Here is a 14490-nt window from a genome sequence, read left to right as displayed (position 1 = left end):
GCCGATACGATGGTGTGATGGCTAATCCGGACAACGCACCATCCCCCTCCGAGGTTCCCACGCAGGCATCGAGGCAGATGAAGACCCCCTGGGCGCTGCCCCCCGTGGAGGAGATCCTGGCCTCGGCCCGTGTCGTGTCGTTGCCGTTGCGGGTGCGTTTCCGGGGAGTGACCCACCGTGAGGTCCTGCTCCTGGACGGTCCAGCAGGATGGGCGGAATTCTCCCCGTTCCTGGAATACGACGACGCGGAGGCTGCCCCCTGGTTGCGGTGCGCACTCGAGGCCGGCTGGCAGGGTTTCCCCGCGCCCGTGCGGACCAGCATCCCGGTCAACGCCACGGTCCCGGCGGTCCCGGCCGGAGGGGTTCAGGGGGTTCTCGCCTCATTCGACGCCGCCGACACCGTCAAGATCAAAGTCGCCGAACACGGTCAAACCCTGCGCGACGACGTGGCCCGCGTCGCCGAGGTCCGTCGCCTGCTGCCCGCCGCCGCCCTGCGGGTCGACGCCAATGCGGGGTGGACCCACGAACAAGCCCTGGAAGGCCTCGAGGCGCTCGCCGGGTTCGACCTGCAATACGCCGAACAGCCCGTCGCGGGAATCGACGGGCTGCGTCGGCTGCGTCTGGAGGTCCAGCGCCGGGGGCTGGGGGTGCGGATCGCCGCGGATGAGTCGGTGCGCAAGGAATCGGACCCGCTGGCGGTGGCCCGGGCGGAGGCCGCCGACCTGATCATCGTCAAGGCCCAACCCCTGGGCGGGGTCCGTGCCGCCCTGCGGGTCGTGGCCGACGCCGGGCTGCCCGCCGTCGTCTCCTCGGCCCTGGATTCCTCCGTCGGGATCCGTACCGGGGTGGCCCTGGCCGCGGCGTTGCCCGCGCTGCCATACGCCTGCGGACTCGGGACGGTATCGCTGTTTGCCGACGATGTCTGCCTCGACCGGTATGAAGCCCACGGCGGCTCGCTCCAGGTCCGCGACGTGGTGGCCGATCCGGATCTACTGTGCCGGCATGCTGCCTCCCCCGAGCGGCAGCATTGGTGGAGGGAACGCCTGCGGCGCTGTGCCGGGCTCCTGGCGGCCGGCCAGCCATAGGATGGGGGCATGACGTTCTCGGAAAGCCTCCTGACCTCCATGCAGGCGGCGCGGTTCGCCGTAGGGACCCTGATCGAGGACGGCGTCCGTGAAGTCGTCCTGTGTCCCGGCTCCCGCAGTGCCCCGCTGGCCTATGCGCTCGCCGAGGCCGAGACCCGGGGCCAGGTGCGCGTGCACATCCGCATCGACGAACGCGACGCCGGTTTCACCGCACTGGGGCTATCGTTGGCCACGAGCCGCCCGGTGGCCATCGTGACCACCTCCGGCACCGCGGTGGGGGAGCTGCTCCCCGCCGTGATGGAAGCCAACCACGCCGCCGTGCCGTTGGTGGTTGTTTCCGCCGACCGGCCGGAGGAGCTGCGCGGCACCGGGGCCAACCAGACCACCGACCAGGCCGGCCTGTTCGGGGTGCATGTCCGCTACTGCGTGGACATCCCGGCAGGCCAGGACCCGACGCCGGAGGTCAGGCGCGCCCTGCTGGCCGGGGAAGGGCTGCCGCTGGCAGGGTCCACCAGGGCCGGGGTGCATGCGGTGGACGTCAGCACCCCCACCCCGGCGTCCAGGGCACTGCGCCCCGCCGTCCAACTCGCGGCCCGTGGACCGATCCATATCAACCTCGCCTTCCGGGACCCGCTGGTCCCGGACACCGAAGGCAGCCGTGAGGACCCGACGGAGGCTCCCGGGAGCGGTGTGCCAGGCGAGCCGGATCCCGCCACGGTCGGGGACCTGTCTTCGGGCACGGTGCTGGACGAACTGCGCGAGGCGGAGCTGGAGAATCGACGCACGGTGGTCATCGCCGGACACGATGCAACGGCCATTGCCGAACGGTTTGCCAGGATGTTGGGCCTGCCGCTCCTGGCCGAGCCGAGTTCCAACGCCCGCTTCGGTCCCAATGCGATCGGCCCCTACCGGGTATTGATCCCGGAATTCGAGGCCAGGATCGACCGGGTCGTGGTCTTCGGCAGGCCGACGTTGAACCGTCAGGTGGGACGGCTGCTGGCCCATCGCGAGCTGCCACCGGCGCTCTACGTCCCCGAACCGGTGGCCTGGTTCGACGCCGGGCACCGCCGGGACCGGGTCATCACCGAACTGGGTGAACTGGCGGGATTCGCCGGCCGGGGCCCCGCGGGGTGGCTCGATGAGTGGAGAGCTGCCGCGCAACGGGCCACCGGAATCATCGACGAGGCGACGTCCGCGACGACACTGACCGGTGTGGAACTGGCCCGGACGGTCTGGAGCGCAGATACCGGCCCGCTGGTCCTGGGCTCCTCCAATGCGATCCGCGATGTCGATCTCGCCGGGACCCCCGGCCGTACCGGGCGGGCCGTCTATGCCAACCGCGGGCTGGCAGGAATCGACGGGACCCTGGCCACCGCCACGGGCATCGCCCTGGGCACCTCGCACGGCGTCGGGGAGCGCACCACGGTCCTGCTGGGGGACGTGACCTTCCTGCATGACGTCGGCGGCTTGTTCGTCGGCGCCGGGGAAACGGTCCCGGTCATGGACCTGGTGGTCCTCAACGATGGTGGTGGGGCGATCTTCTCCACGCTCGAACATGGTTCCCTGGCCGAACAACCGGAGTATGCAGGAACCGTGGAACGCTATTTCGCCACCCCGCATGGGGTGGATCTGCGCGCCCTGGCCGACGCCTACGGGGTGGACTACGTCCGGGTCGAGGACCGCCGCGCCCTGGAAACCGTCCTGGCCTCCGGTCCGATGGCCGACTCGGCGGTGCGCCGGCGCATCGTCGATGTGCGGATCGACCGTGTCGGAGTGCGCGGACTGCACCAGCGCATCATGGCCTCCGTCGCCCGTACCTGAGGCCGGCGGTGGGCGGGGCCCTTCAACCACAGCAAGAGCGTGGCTCCCACCGAAGCAGGGGCCACGCTCTTCGTCCTGGTGGTGTGTTCCTAGAGGACCTTGGAGAGGAATCCCCGGGTGCGTTCATGCTGGGGGTTTCCCAGGACATCGTCCGGTTTGCCTTGTTCGACGACGACCCCGCCGTCCATGAAGACCACCCGGTCGCCGACCTCGCGGGCGAATCCCATCTCGTGGGTCACCACCATCATGGTCATGCCCTCGTCGACCAGCCGACGCATGACCGCCAGGACATCGCCCACCAGTTCGGGGTCCAGTGCCGAGGTCGGCTCGTCGAAGAGCATCATGTCCGGATCCATCGACAGGGCCCGGGCGATCGCCACGCGTTGCTGTTGGCCACCGGAGAGCTGGGAGGGGAAGGCGTCGGCGCGATCGGCCAACCCGACCTTCTCCAGGTTCTGACGGGCGATCCGGCGGGCTTCGGTCTTGCCACGTTTCTTGGCCCGGCGCTGGGCCAGCACCAGGTTGTCCAGCACGTCCAGGTGGGGGAAGAGATTGAACTGCTGGAAGACCATTCCGATGCGGGTGCGGATCTTGTTCAGGTCCGTTTCCGGGTCGGTGATGTCGATCCCCTCGACCAGGATCGTTCCCGAGGTGGGTTCCTCGAGCCGGTTCACGCAGCGCAGCAGGGTCGACTTGCCTGAACCGGAAGGCCCGATCACGCAAACCACCTCGCCCTGGCCGACATGGAAATCGATGCCGGTGAGGACCTCGTTGTCACCGAAGCTCTTATGCAGATTGCGGACCTCGATGGCCGGATGGGCCGGTGCGGATTCCTGTGCGTTCATGGGCCTTACCGTCCTCTGTTTTGGTGGCGTTCGAGCTTGGCCACGAGCTGGGTCAGCGGCAACGTGATGACCAGGTACATCAGTCCCGCCACGATCAGCGGCGTCGAGTTGCCGAACTGCGACAGCGAATCTCGGGCGAATACGGTTAGTTCGCGGTCGCCCAGCGCCATGCCGGCGATGAACAGCAGCGAGGTGTCCTTGATGATGATGACCAGTTCGTTGGTCAGCGGTGGGGTGATGATGCGGAAGGCCTGGGGAAGAACCACGGAGATCATGGTCCACCCCGGTGCCATGCCCAGCGATCGGGCGGCCTCGCGCTGTCCGGCAGGAACGGCTTGGATGCCGGCGCGGATCGTTTCGGCGATATAGGCGGCGGAGACGAGGATCAGCCCGATCAGGCCGCTACTGGCGCTACCGCCGGGTGGATCCCAGGAGGCGAAGGCGGTGGGCACGGCGAAAGCGAAACCGAAGATGACCAGCAGGGCCGGCAAACCGCGGAAAGTCTCAATGTATGCGGTGGCGATCCAGCGGTACGGGCCCACCGGGGCCAGCTTCATCAGGGCCAGCAGCAGACCCAGGAGCAGGCCACCGGCAAAGGCGATGGCCGTGTAGACCACGGTGTTCTTCGCCGCCGTGATGATGATCGCGGGGAAGAGCTGCTTGGCGATCTCCACGTCGAGGAAGTTGTATTTGATTTCCTTCCAGTTCGCAGACAGGAGGAGGGCTGCGATGGCGGCGACGAGGATGACGTACAGGCTGCCGCGGAAGATGCGCCTGCGAGTGGAGGGTTTCAACGGTGTGGCCTTCCGGGCGTTGTCAGGGCTGCGCCCCGGGGATTCTTCCCCGGGGCACAGCCATCTGGATTACTACTACTTCGTGGAGAAGTACTTGTCGTAGAGCTCGTCGTACTTGCCGTTGTCCTTGAGCTCGGCGAGCTGGGCATCGAGCTCCTTGAGGAGGGCCTCGCCGCCGTCCTTCTTCACGGCGAAGCCGTACTGCTCGTCGGTCTTGTACTTGGCGACGATGTCGAACTTGCCACCCTGGGTGTGTTCAAGGTTCACCGGAAGGTCCTGCAGCACCGCGTCCACGCCCCTGGACTGCACGGCCGGGAAGAGCTCGGCATCCGAGGGGTAGGCCTTGATCTTCGCGTCCTCGGGGGCGTTCTCGCGGGTGTATTTTTCACCCGTGGTGCCCTGCTGGACACCCACCTTCTTGCCGGCCAGGTCATCAATTGACTTGATATCCGAGCCCTTGGGCACCAGCAGCGACTGCTCGGAGTCGTAGTAGCCATCGGTGAAAGCGAGCTTCTTCTCGCGTTCCGGGGTGATGGTCATGGCACTGGCCCCCATGTCGCACTGCCCCGAGGCGAGGACAACGCCGGACTGGAGGCCGTCGAAGCCCACGTCCTTGACGTCCAGCTTCAGGCCCATCCCCTCGGCGATCGCGCCCACCATGTCCATGTCGAAGCCGGTGTATTCACCGTTTTCCTCATATTCGAAGGGCTTGTACGGGATATCCGAGCAGACCGTCAGGGTGCCCGCGGTCACCAGCCCCAGATCGTCGCCGCCGGCCGAGGAGGTGGACTGTTCGTCCCCGCCGTCCGAGCCGCCGCAAGCCGTCAATGACATCAAGGCAACGGCCGAAACGGCCAGAGCCTTAGTGAAGCTGGAGTGAATCCGCATGTAAGTGTCCTTCTCGAGTGATCCGACGGACATCCTCGCCGGGATGGCCAGTGTAGCCCGGGAACGGGCCCAATGAGATGTTCATCACAAGCTACAGTGGTGTCGCTCCGGTAAACAAGTTGTTTAGGTGACAAAAAGATTACAAATTAAGCGCTTCACGCATGGGGCGCATCTTTGCCCAGGATTCAGCCAGTTCGGCGGCCGGGTCGGAGGCTGCGACGATGCCACAGCCGGCATACAGCCGCACGGTCGTCGGCGATTCGACGACCCCGCCGCGCAGGGCGATACCGAACTCCCCGTTGCCGGTGGCGTCGACCCACCCGACCGGTCCGGCGTAGGGGCCGCGGTCCATGTTCTCCAACCGGAGGATGAGGTCATCGGCCGTCACCGTCGGGGTTCCGCAGACCGCAGCGGTGGGGTGGAGGACCTCGGCCAGATCCAGCGCCGAGGGGGAGGTTCCGTCCTCGTGCACCCGCAGCTGCGCTTCGACGTCGGAGGCCAGATGCCACACATTGGGCAGCTCCAGGACGAAGGGCTCCTCGGGGGCGGTCATCCCGGTCACCAGGGGCCCCAGCTGGACCGTCAGCGAATCAATGGCCAGGCGGTGTTCGTGGCGCTGCTTCTCGTTGCCCGAGAGCATCCGTTCGGCGTACCCCTCGTCACCGGATGGTGCCGTGGCCCGGTCCAGGGTCCCGGCGAGCACCCGGGCCCGCGCGGTGTTCCCGGAGACCTTGACCAGCATCTCGGGGGTTGAGCCGATCAGACCGTCGACCGAGTAGGTCCAGCAATCGGCGTAGCGAAGCGCCAACTCCCTGAGCACTTGGGAAACGGCCAGCGGAGAGCCCAGTTCGGCCACGGCATCACGGGCCAGAACGAGTTTGGTCAGTTCCCCCGCAGCGATCGCCCGGACCCCGGCGCGCACCGACTCCTCATACTGGTCCTCCGAGACCCGGCCGGGCACCAGCTGGTCGCCACCGGGGGAGAGGTCGCGTTCGGTGGAGGCCTCCTCGAGCAACCCGGCCAGCTCCGCCTCGGCCGCAGCGGCGCTGAGCTCGAACTCCGGGTCGTCGGTGACCAGGGTCAACCAGCCGCTGTCGCCGGAGCGCCCCACGAGTACGCGCGGGACGATGAGTCGTGAAGCATGGGGGCTGGTGCCCGAGAAGGCGATGGAGGAGAAGGCAACCGGTCCGGTTCCGGGCAAGTCGACATCGTCCTGGACCGAGGCCGCCGCCGAGACGTCGGCCCACCAATGACGGAGCAGACGGAAGCGATCCGGGCCGTCGGCGGTGAAGCGGGCTGCCTCCCCGAACCCGACCAGGCCCTCGCCGCGGCGGCCCCAGACGAGGGAGTCATCGCGAACGAGCAGGTCCAACAGTGAGCTCTCCTGGCCGGTAGCGCGGGCGATGGTGATGCTGCGCAACCTGGGACGGGATGGGTCCTGGGTCTGCGCGCTGCCGGTTTCCGGCGCGACGGAGCCGGGAAGATCAATGTCCATGATGGTCCCAGCCTACCCGGGCGTGCGGGGCGCTTTTCGCCCTGACGTTGAATTTTGGGATACTTGGGGAATGAGCCGTGCATCGCTGGAAAAGCGTCCCGAAGAAGTCCAAGCCATGTTCGATGATGTTGCCCCGCGTTATGACTTGGCCAACGACATCCTCTCGTTGGGGCAGGCACGGCTGTGGCGCAAGGTCGTCGTCGAAGCCGTCGACGCGGTGCCCGGTCAGCGGGTGCTGGATCTGGCGGCCGGAACCGGGACCTCGTCGGAACCCTATGCCGACGCCGGAATCGACGTCGTGGCCTGCGACTTCTCCCTGGGCATGCTCGAGGTCGGCAAACGCCGGCGTCCGGATATTGATTTCGTGGCCGGCGACGCAACGAACCTGCCTTTCGCCGATGACAGCTTCGACGCCGTCACCATCAGCTTTGGCCTGCGGAACGTCAGCGAACCGAAGAAGGCCCTGGCCGAGATGCTCCGGGTCACCAAGCCGGGCGGCCGGCTGGTGTTGTGCGAATTCTCCCACCCCACCTTCGCACCCTTCAGGACCGTCTACACCGAATACCTGATGCGCGCGCTGCCGACCGTTGCACGGAAGGTCACCTCCAACCCCGCCGCCTACGTGTACCTGGCCGAATCGATCCGTGCCTGGCCGAACCAGGAAGGCATGGCCGGGTGGGTGGCCGAAGCCGGGTGGCAAAACTGCAGGTACCGCAACCTCAGCGGCGGCATCGTCGCCGTTCACCGGGCCACCAAACCGGTTGACCCCCGGGCCGCCGCCCGTCCGGCCAGCTAGCCTCCAGTCGATTAAGGAACACCCGTGTCTGTATTGATCGTCGGGGCCGGCCCGGCCGGCTCGACCGCAGCCAGCTACCTGGCCCGTGCCGGCATCGAGGTCACCGTCCTGGAAAAGACCTCCTTCCCCCGGGAGAAGGTCTGCGGCGACGCCTTGACCCCCCGTGCCGTCCGTGAACTCGCCCGGCTCGGTGTCGATCATTCCGAAAACGGCATCTGGCGGCGGAACCAGGGGCTTCGTCTGGTCGCCGGAGGACGTTCATTGGAGATCCCGTGGCCCGAGCTCAGCGATTTCCCCGATTACGGGTTGATCCGTACCCGGGAGGGATTCGACGAAACGCTGGCCCGCCATGCCCAGGCCGGAGGCGCCCGCGTGCTGGAACGCCACGGCGTTTCCGACGTGGTCCGGGATGCGACGGGCCGCGTCACCGGCGTCATGGCCAACATCCTGGACGAGCGCGGCCGCAAAACGGGCCAGAGGCGCGAATTCCGGGCCGATGTGGTGCTGGCCGCCGATGGGAACTCAACGCGTACAGCGGTCAGTAGCGGGCTGCATAAGCGCGATGACCGGCCCATGGGAGTCGCCTACCGGACCTACTTCACCTCCCCCCGGCACGACGACGACTGGATGGAAGGATGGCTCGAACTGCCGGATAAGTCCGGACGCCCTCTACCCGGCTACGGGTGGGTGTTCGGGGTCGGCGACGGAACCTCCAACGTCGGACTGGGCATCCTGAACTCCACGCGGGAGTTCGGCAAGATGGACTACCGTCAGGTGCTGCGCGAGTGGACCGCCGGGATGCCGGGGGAATGGGGGTTCACCGAAGCGAACCAGGTCGGGCCGATCCGCGGCGCCGCCCTGCCGATGGGGTTCAACCGCACCCCCCACTACACCCCGGGGCTGATGCTGCTCGGCGATGCCGGCGGCATGGTCTCGCCGTTCAACGGCGAGGGAATCAGCTATGCAATGGAATCGGCCCGGATGGCGGCCGAGCTGATCATCGATGCCCGGTCGGGGCTGCGCGGGACGACGCCGGCGGCCCGGGAGGCACTCCTGGCTTCCTACCCGGACGTGGTGAGGAACGCCTGGGGCAGCCACTTCACGCTCGGCCGGATGTTCGCCCGGCTCATCGGCAACCCGAAGATCATGAAACTGGCGCTGCGTACCGGCATGAGCACCCCGGTGCTGATGCGGTTCGTCGTGCGGATGCTCGCCAACCTCACCGACGACGGCGGACGCTCTTTTGAGGATAGAGTGATCCATGTGCTGGAACGGTTGGCCCCGCCTACGGGAAACCGGCAAGCACAAAGGGCACGGCCCGAGAAACGACCCACCCAGATGACAAGCAGGTCCTAGAACCGTGAATGATTCCCCGACCAACTGGACGACCGCCGGACACGGTGTGCCCGAATCCGTTGACTTGTTCGCGGAAACCTCGGCGATCGCCGCGGGCATCAACCTGCCACCGGGGTTCCGAGCCGTCGCCGAGGACGCAGAATTCGGCCCCGCCATTTCGCAGGGCATGGCCAAGGTCGAGAAGGTCCTGCGCGCCGCCGTGGCCAATTCCGATCCGCTCATCGACGCCACCAGCCGCCACCTGGTCGAAGCCGGCGGCAAACGGGTGCGCCCGTTGCTGGTCATTCTGACCTCGCTGCTGGGCGAGGGCGTGGGCCCCGAGACCATCAAGGCCGCGGCCATCGTCGAGCTCACGCACCTGGCCACGCTCTACCATGACGATGTCATGGACTCGGCCTCCTACCGGCGCGGAGCCCCCACCGCCCATGAGGTCTGGGGCAACTCCACGGCCATCCTCACCGGTGATCTGATCTTCGCCCGCGCCTCGGTCATCGGCTCCGAGCTCGGGGCCCAGGCCGTGGAACTGCAGGCCAAGACGTTCGAACGCCTCTGCCTGGGCCAATTGCACGAAACCGTGGGCCCGCGCGACGGGGAGGACCCGGTGGCGCATTACCTCGACGTGATCGGGGACAAGACGGCGTCGTTGATCTCCACCTCGGGAGTCTTCGGCGCCCTCTTCGGCGGGGCCGCCGACTACGTTGACGTCATGCGTGACTACGGCGAGAAGGTCGGGGTGGCCTTCCAGCTGGCCGATGACGTCATCGACGTCACCGGAGCCCAGGTGGATTCGGGCAAGACCCCCGGAACCGACCTGCGTGAAGGAGTCCCCACGCTTCCGGTGCTGTTGTTGCGCGAGGCCGCCGCCGCGGGGGACGCCTCCGCGGCCGAGGTGCTGACACTGGTGGACGGGGATCTGTCCAGCGACGAGGATCTGGCCCGCGCCGTCACCGCCCTGGCGGCCCATGAGGTCACCCGGAAATCCTGGGCAGTGGCCCGCCAATGGTCCGCAGACGCCATCGGGGCCCTGGCCCCCTTGCCGGAGGGGCCGGTGAAGTCCTCACTGGCGGCCTTCGCCGATGCCGTGGTCTCCCGGGAGAACTAGCCCGAAGGGCGGGCTCGTCCCGGGTCCGGGGCCCAGCCGAGCGCCGCAAGGGCTGCCGACAACTCCCGGGCCTTGCGGGCCCTGATGTCAGCGGGAACCCGGTGGCGTAGCTGGCGGTACAGGTTATCGTCCGAATACCGGGGAAAGACATGCTGGTGGTAATGCCAGACATGCTGGTTTCCGGCCGGCTCATTATGCTGCCGTGTGGAGGTCCCCTCGGGATTCCACGCCAGTTTCATGGCCAGGGCGAGTTGGCGGGTCATGATCATGATCGACGCTGCGGCGGCGTCATCCAGATCGTAGAGGGACTCCAGATGGGCTGCGGGAATGACCATCGCATGCCCGCCGTAATCACCGAATCCGTCGCAGGCCATGATGACCGCGACCGTCTGGTCGCTGTAGACCAGATCGGTCGGCACGCACAGGTTGTCTTCCGACAGCGGGCCGCCGGCCAGCAGTTCGCAGAAGGGGCAGTGGTACCCGGGCGGCTCATGGCTTCCATGGGGGTGCACCGGCACGTGGGCTAGACCTCCAGTTCGGGTTCCAGTTCCTCGAAGACCCACTCGAACAAATCGAGTACGTATTCGCTGAAGGTCCCCTCCTCGCTGTCCCATGATCCGTTGGCGTTGCGGCGACGATGGACGATCGGGTCGGGGACGTCCAACTGGTCGGCCCGGAAGCCCCAGACATACTGTTCGTCCTCGTCCTCCATGAACAGCAGATACCCGTCCTCGATCTCCAACTCGTCCGGATCGAAGAAGAAGTAGTAGGCCTCCATGAGGTCATCACAGGCCCCGACCGCCAGGTAGAACTCCTCGAGCACCTGGGGGATCTCGACGCCGGCATCCGCGAGCTCGTCACGGAGCACTTCGGAAGTCAACCCGTCCTGTGAAATCCACTGGTCATCAAGGTATTTGGGAATCAGGGAACGGAACTTCTCCACGAACATTTCAGCCATGCCTAAATACTATCTGTCCCGGGACTCAGTAGACGTCGCGGGCCGAGAGGGCCAGCCACAACTGGACCCGGTCCGGGGTGTTCGAAGGGTCGTACCCGCTGAGATCGGCGATCTGCTGCAGCCGGTACCTGACGGTGTTGCGGTGCAGGCCCAACGCCTCGGCGACGGTACCGACGCTGCCATTGAGCTCCAGGAACCGTCGCAGCGTGAGCATCAGGTCGGAGCCGTGGGCGGCATCAAAGTCCGTCAGGGGCTCCAGCGCCTCGGCTGCCAGTGCCTGCAGCGGCACGTCATGGGCCGCCAGGAGCAGCGACGTCAACGAAATCCTGGAGGGGTGGTTGATCCGGGCCCCATGACGCAGCGCCTCGACGGCTTCGAAATAGCTCCACCGCAGGCCGGTCACCTGGGCGTAGGAGCCGCCGTAGGACACCTTGGCCGGGATGCCGGCGCCCGAGAGGTAGGTGGCGAATTCCGAGGCAGCAACCTCGCCGTCCCCGGCGTCCAGGACCACCGCGAGCCGATCCTCCACCATGGCCGAGACCGCCTTTTCCCGTCCCGGCGGCAGCGGCAGGGTGGGTAGCGCCTTGCTGTTGGGTCTGAGCGCTTCGACCAGCAGGAGGGTGTGCGCGGCGTGGGGGGCGATCCCGATCGACTGCAGCCGCAGGGCGGCGTCCTGGCCCTCGACCATTCCACGGGTGAGGTCGGAGAGGACCTGTCCGCTGGTGGTGCGGCGGGATTCGCGCAACCGGGCCCTGCCGGCCAGCTCGACGCTGATCAGCGACTGGGCGTATTCGATGAGGCCCCCGCCGGCCCCGGAGCCTTCCAGATACAAGGTGCATCGATCCTGCAGGCCGGTGGAGACTGCCACGCTCTGCCATCCCTCGGCAGCGGGGGCCGGCCCATGGATCCGGGCCCCGTATTGGGTGAGCGCAACAGGCCGTTGGACTTGTCGGCGCAGCTCGCGCAGCAAGGGGTGCAGACCGCCGCTGAGCAGTGCCGAGGCCAGTCGTTGGTGGCCCTGCAGGAGCCCTTCCACACGGGCGACGTTCTCGGCGGCCAGTGCTTCGGCCATGATCCGGGTGATGGCCACGAAGGGTGTCTCGTACGGCACCTCGAATAATGGCAGGCCCACCTCCGTGGCCCGTCGGATGACGGCGGCGGGGACCCTGGCGTGGGTCAGCCCCGTGCCGTAGCCCAGGGCCAGCACCCCGGCACGGACGGCATGATCGACGAACCCGGTCTGGGAGGCGACGGTCTTCTGGCGGACCCCGGTGGTCAACAGGACCTCGCCGCCGGCCAGGAACGGCGTGGGATCGGCCAATTCGGTGACGGCCGCCCAAGACAGCGCGCTGTCTGCGGCGTCGTCCGTCCCGGCGAGGGGCTTGAGTTTCAAAGTGGGGGAGGACAAAAGTCCGGAGAGCGTCATCGCCATAAGCGCCAGTCTAGTCCGTGGTTGTGCATCGGCCTTACAACAGTTGGGATCTTTGGTTGTTGTGACGAACGCGACTCGGGGTAATTGTGACGAGCGCAACAGCGGTTTACGGTGTATGGCATGACCACTCCATCTCAGGCCGGGGCAGCGACAGCCAAGAGCCACAAACGAGAAACCTTCTCCTCGCGCAAGTTGTTCATCATTTCGGCCATCGGTTCCGCCGTCGGCCTGGGCAACATCTGGCGCTTTCCCTACGTTGCCTACGAAAACGGTGGCGGCGCCTTCCTGATCCCGTATCTGGTGGCCCTGCTGACGGCAGGCATCCCGCTGCTCTTCCTGGACTACGCAGTGGGCCATAAATACCGCGGGTCGGCCCCGCTGGCCTACCGGCGCATGCACCGCGCCGCCGAACCGCTGGGCTGGTGGCAGGTCCTGATCTGCTTCGTCATCGCCATCTACTATGCGGTCATCATCGCCTGGGCTGCGATGTACACGATCTTCTCCTTCGACAAGGCCTGGGGCGACGACGCGGACGCGTTCTTCTCCAGTGATTTCCTGCAGGTCGCCGAAGTCCCCGGCCTGAGCTTCGACTACGTGCCGGGGGTCTTGATCCCGCTGTTCATCGTCTGGGCCGTCATCATCGCCATCATGGTGCTCGGTGTGCGGCGCGGTATCTCGAAGGCGAACAGCATCTTCCTGCCGTTGCTGGTGGTCATGTTCGTCATCCTGGTCGTCCAGGCACTCTTCCTGCCCGGGGCCATGGACGGACTGAATGCCTTCTTCACCCCGAACTGGGGTGCCTTGGCGGATCCCGGAGTCTGGGCCGCGGCCTACGGTCAGATCTTCTTCTCCCTCTCCATCGCCTTCGGCATCATGATCACCTATTCCTCCTACCTCAAGCGCAAAACCGACCTGACCGGATCCGGCTCGGTCGTGGCCTTCGCCAACTCGGGCTTCGAACTGCTCGCCGGCATCGGCGTCTTCGCGGTGCTCGGCTTCATGGCACAGGCACAGAACGTCGCCATCGACGATGTCGTCAGCGGCGGTATCGGCCTGGCGTTCGTGGCCTTCCCGACGATCGTCTCGCAAGCGCCGTTCGGTGCGGTGCTGGGGGTGTTGTTCTTCGGGGCGCTGGTCTTTGCCGGCATCACCTCGTTGATCTCGATCCTGGAAGTGATCGTCGCGGCCGTCCAGGACAAGCTGGCCTGGGGGCGTGTGGCTTCGACGCTGGTGGTGACCGTGCCGATCGCCTTGATCTCGCTCGTGCTCTTCCCCACCACCACGGGGCTGCAGCTGCTCGATACCACCGACGCGTTCGTGAACAGCTTCGGCATCATGGCCGTCGCCCTGGCCGCGGTCATCGTGGTCACCGTGGGTGTCACCAAGCTGCCCGCCCTGCACGAACACCTCAACCGCACCTCCAGCCTCAAGATGGGCGGGCTGTGGCGGGTGCTGCTCGGAGGGCTGACGCCCATCGTCCTCGGCTACATCCTGATCTCCGAGCTGCAGGAGAAGGCCACCGAACAGTACAGCGGCTACCCTGCCTGGTTCAACGGGGTCTTCGGTTGGGGGATGGCCGGTTCGCTGATCGTCATCGCCCTCTTGCTGACGCTCGTTCCCTGGAGCAGGAAATCCAAGGCGAACAACGACCCGGAATACGACGTAGTCAAGGCCGACGAGGACGAATACGCGGCCGCGAAGAAGGAGGAGACCCTGCGATGACACCCATTGCGATCACCATGCTCATCATTGCCATCGTGACGGTCTGGGGCGGTTTGGCGCTTGCGCTGATCAACCTCTCCCGCCACCCCGAGGAACCGGAGGACGACCTGACCGAGGCCGCCGCACCCGAACACTAGCGCCTTCCTTCAACGGCGGCGTTTCCCGTCCCTTCCGGGGACGGGAAACGCCGCCGTCC

Annotated in this window: 14 protein-coding genes; 7 read left to right on the top strand and 7 right to left on the bottom strand. The window is 66.7% G+C overall.

Annotation, left to right across the window (positions count from 1 at the left end; genetic code table 11):
• The first annotated feature begins 77 nt into the window (after positions 1-77).
• Positions 78-1085, top strand: coding sequence for an o-succinylbenzoate synthase (locus tag ACT3S6_RS01090; protein ID WP_443382582.1), 1008 nt, complete (start codon positions 78-80; stop codon positions 1083-1085).
• A 9-nt stretch (positions 1086-1094) separates the two neighbouring features.
• A complete protein-coding gene (gene menD, locus ACT3S6_RS01085) occupies positions 1095-2906 on the top strand; it encodes a 2-succinyl-5-enolpyruvyl-6-hydroxy-3-cyclohexene-1-carboxylic-acid synthase (protein WP_443382501.1) in 1812 nt (603 codons plus the stop codon).
• 89 nt (positions 2907-2995) lie between these two features.
• Here menD and ACT3S6_RS01080 read toward each other — a convergent pair whose 3' ends face one another.
• The 4 genes from ACT3S6_RS01080 to ACT3S6_RS01065 form a co-directional block, all read right to left on the bottom strand.
• The gene (locus ACT3S6_RS01080; RefSeq protein ID WP_443382504.1) at positions 2996-3751 is read right to left on the bottom strand and encodes an amino acid ABC transporter ATP-binding protein; all 756 of its coding nucleotides are present in this window, start codon (positions 3749-3751) and stop codon (positions 2996-2998) included.
• A 5-nt stretch (positions 3752-3756) separates the two neighbouring features.
• A complete protein-coding gene (locus tag ACT3S6_RS01075) occupies positions 3757-4545 on the bottom strand; it encodes an amino acid ABC transporter permease (protein WP_444553344.1) in 789 nt (262 codons plus the stop codon).
• 75 nt (positions 4546-4620) lie between these two features.
• Complete coding sequence (locus ACT3S6_RS01070; RefSeq protein WP_443382509.1) at positions 4621-5433, bottom strand: basic amino acid ABC transporter substrate-binding protein; 813 nt, start codon at positions 5431-5433, stop codon at positions 4621-4623.
• 139 nt (positions 5434-5572) lie between these two features.
• Positions 5573-6928 carry an isochorismate synthase gene (locus ACT3S6_RS01065; RefSeq protein ID WP_443382512.1) on the bottom strand — a complete coding sequence of 452 codons (1356 nt, stop codon included), beginning with the start codon at positions 6926-6928 and terminating at the stop codon, positions 5573-5575.
• 70 nt (positions 6929-6998) lie between these two features.
• On the opposite strand from ACT3S6_RS01065, the gene ACT3S6_RS01060 reads away from it, so the two are divergent.
• From ACT3S6_RS01060 to ACT3S6_RS01050, 3 genes are read left to right on the top strand one after another with little or no spacing between them, the layout of a single operon-like run.
• Complete coding sequence (locus ACT3S6_RS01060; RefSeq protein WP_443382515.1) at positions 6999-7724, top strand: demethylmenaquinone methyltransferase; 726 nt, start codon at positions 6999-7001, stop codon at positions 7722-7724.
• 24 nt (positions 7725-7748) lie between these two features.
• On the top strand, positions 7749-9080 hold the full coding sequence (locus tag ACT3S6_RS01055) for a geranylgeranyl reductase family protein (RefSeq protein WP_443382517.1): 1332 nt from the start codon (positions 7749-7751) through the stop codon (positions 9078-9080).
• Between the two features lie 4 nt (positions 9081-9084).
• Complete coding sequence (locus ACT3S6_RS01050) at positions 9085-10182, top strand: polyprenyl synthetase family protein (protein ID WP_443382519.1); 1098 nt, start codon at positions 9085-9087, stop codon at positions 10180-10182.
• Here ACT3S6_RS01050 and ACT3S6_RS01045 read toward each other — a convergent pair.
• From ACT3S6_RS01045 to ACT3S6_RS01035, 3 genes are read right to left on the bottom strand one after another with little or no spacing between them, the layout of a single operon-like run.
• On the bottom strand, positions 10179-10700 hold the full coding sequence (locus ACT3S6_RS01045; RefSeq protein WP_443382522.1) for an HIT family protein: 522 nt from the start codon (positions 10698-10700) through the stop codon (positions 10179-10181). The two genes, ACT3S6_RS01050 and ACT3S6_RS01045, sit on opposite strands and share 4 nt — an antisense overlap.
• 5 nt (positions 10701-10705) lie before the next feature.
• Positions 10706-11140 carry a hypothetical protein gene (locus tag ACT3S6_RS01040; protein WP_443382525.1) on the bottom strand — a complete coding sequence of 145 codons (435 nt, stop codon included), beginning with the start codon at positions 11138-11140 and terminating at the stop codon, positions 10706-10708.
• A gap of 25 nt (positions 11141-11165) precedes the next feature.
• The gene (locus tag ACT3S6_RS01035) at positions 11166-12572 is read right to left on the bottom strand and encodes a PucR family transcriptional regulator (RefSeq protein WP_443382527.1); all 1407 of its coding nucleotides are present in this window, start codon (positions 12570-12572) and stop codon (positions 11166-11168) included.
• Positions 12573-12692: 120 nt separating this feature from the next.
• Between ACT3S6_RS01035 and ACT3S6_RS01030 the strand changes: the two genes are divergently transcribed.
• The gene (locus tag ACT3S6_RS01030) at positions 12693-14294 is read left to right on the top strand and encodes a sodium-dependent transporter (protein ID WP_443382530.1); all 1602 of its coding nucleotides are present in this window, start codon (positions 12693-12695) and stop codon (positions 14292-14294) included.
• Entirely contained in the window at positions 14291-14431 is a 141-nt protein-coding gene (locus ACT3S6_RS01025) for a methionine/alanine import family NSS transporter small subunit (protein WP_443382533.1), read from the top strand. Before ACT3S6_RS01030 ends, ACT3S6_RS01025 begins: the two co-directional genes overlap by 4 nt.
• The last annotated feature ends 59 nt before the right edge of the window (positions 14432-14490 follow it).

This window comes from Arthrobacter sp. AOP36-C1-22 (assembly GCF_052377515.1).
Lineage (GTDB): Bacteria > Actinomycetota > Actinomycetes > Actinomycetales > Micrococcaceae > Arthrobacter_H.
Note: the sequence above shows the minus strand (reverse complement) of the source record. Positions and strands in the feature narration are given on the sequence as shown.

What these genes read in the sequence shown, in the direction of transcription:
- ACT3S6_RS01080 (WP_443382504.1), bottom strand. Translation starts at nt 3,751, where the DNA reads ATGAACGCACAGGAATCCGCACCGGCCCATCCGGCCATCGAGGTCCGC.
- ACT3S6_RS01090 (WP_443382582.1), top strand. Translation starts at nt 78, where the DNA reads ATGAAGACCCCCTGGGCGCTGCCCCCCGTGGAGGAGATCCTGGCCTCG.
- ACT3S6_RS01035 (WP_443382527.1), bottom strand. Translation starts at nt 12,572, where the DNA reads ATGGCGATGACGCTCTCCGGACTTTTGTCCTCCCCCACTTTGAAACTC.
- ACT3S6_RS01040 (WP_443382525.1), bottom strand. Translation starts at nt 11,140, where the DNA reads ATGGCTGAAATGTTCGTGGAGAAGTTCCGTTCCCTGATTCCCAAATAC.
- ACT3S6_RS01060 (WP_443382515.1), top strand. Translation starts at nt 6,999, where the DNA reads ATGAGCCGTGCATCGCTGGAAAAGCGTCCCGAAGAAGTCCAAGCCATG.
- ACT3S6_RS01070 (WP_443382509.1), bottom strand. Translation starts at nt 5,433, where the DNA reads ATGCGGATTCACTCCAGCTTCACTAAGGCTCTGGCCGTTTCGGCCGTT.
- ACT3S6_RS01065 (WP_443382512.1), bottom strand. Translation starts at nt 6,928, where the DNA reads ATGGACATTGATCTTCCCGGCTCCGTCGCGCCGGAAACCGGCAGCGCG.
- ACT3S6_RS01030 (WP_443382530.1), top strand. Translation starts at nt 12,693, where the DNA reads ATGACCACTCCATCTCAGGCCGGGGCAGCGACAGCCAAGAGCCACAAA.
- ACT3S6_RS01025 (WP_443382533.1), top strand. Translation starts at nt 14,291, where the DNA reads ATGACACCCATTGCGATCACCATGCTCATCATTGCCATCGTGACGGTC.
- menD (WP_443382501.1), top strand. Translation starts at nt 1,095, where the DNA reads ATGACGTTCTCGGAAAGCCTCCTGACCTCCATGCAGGCGGCGCGGTTC.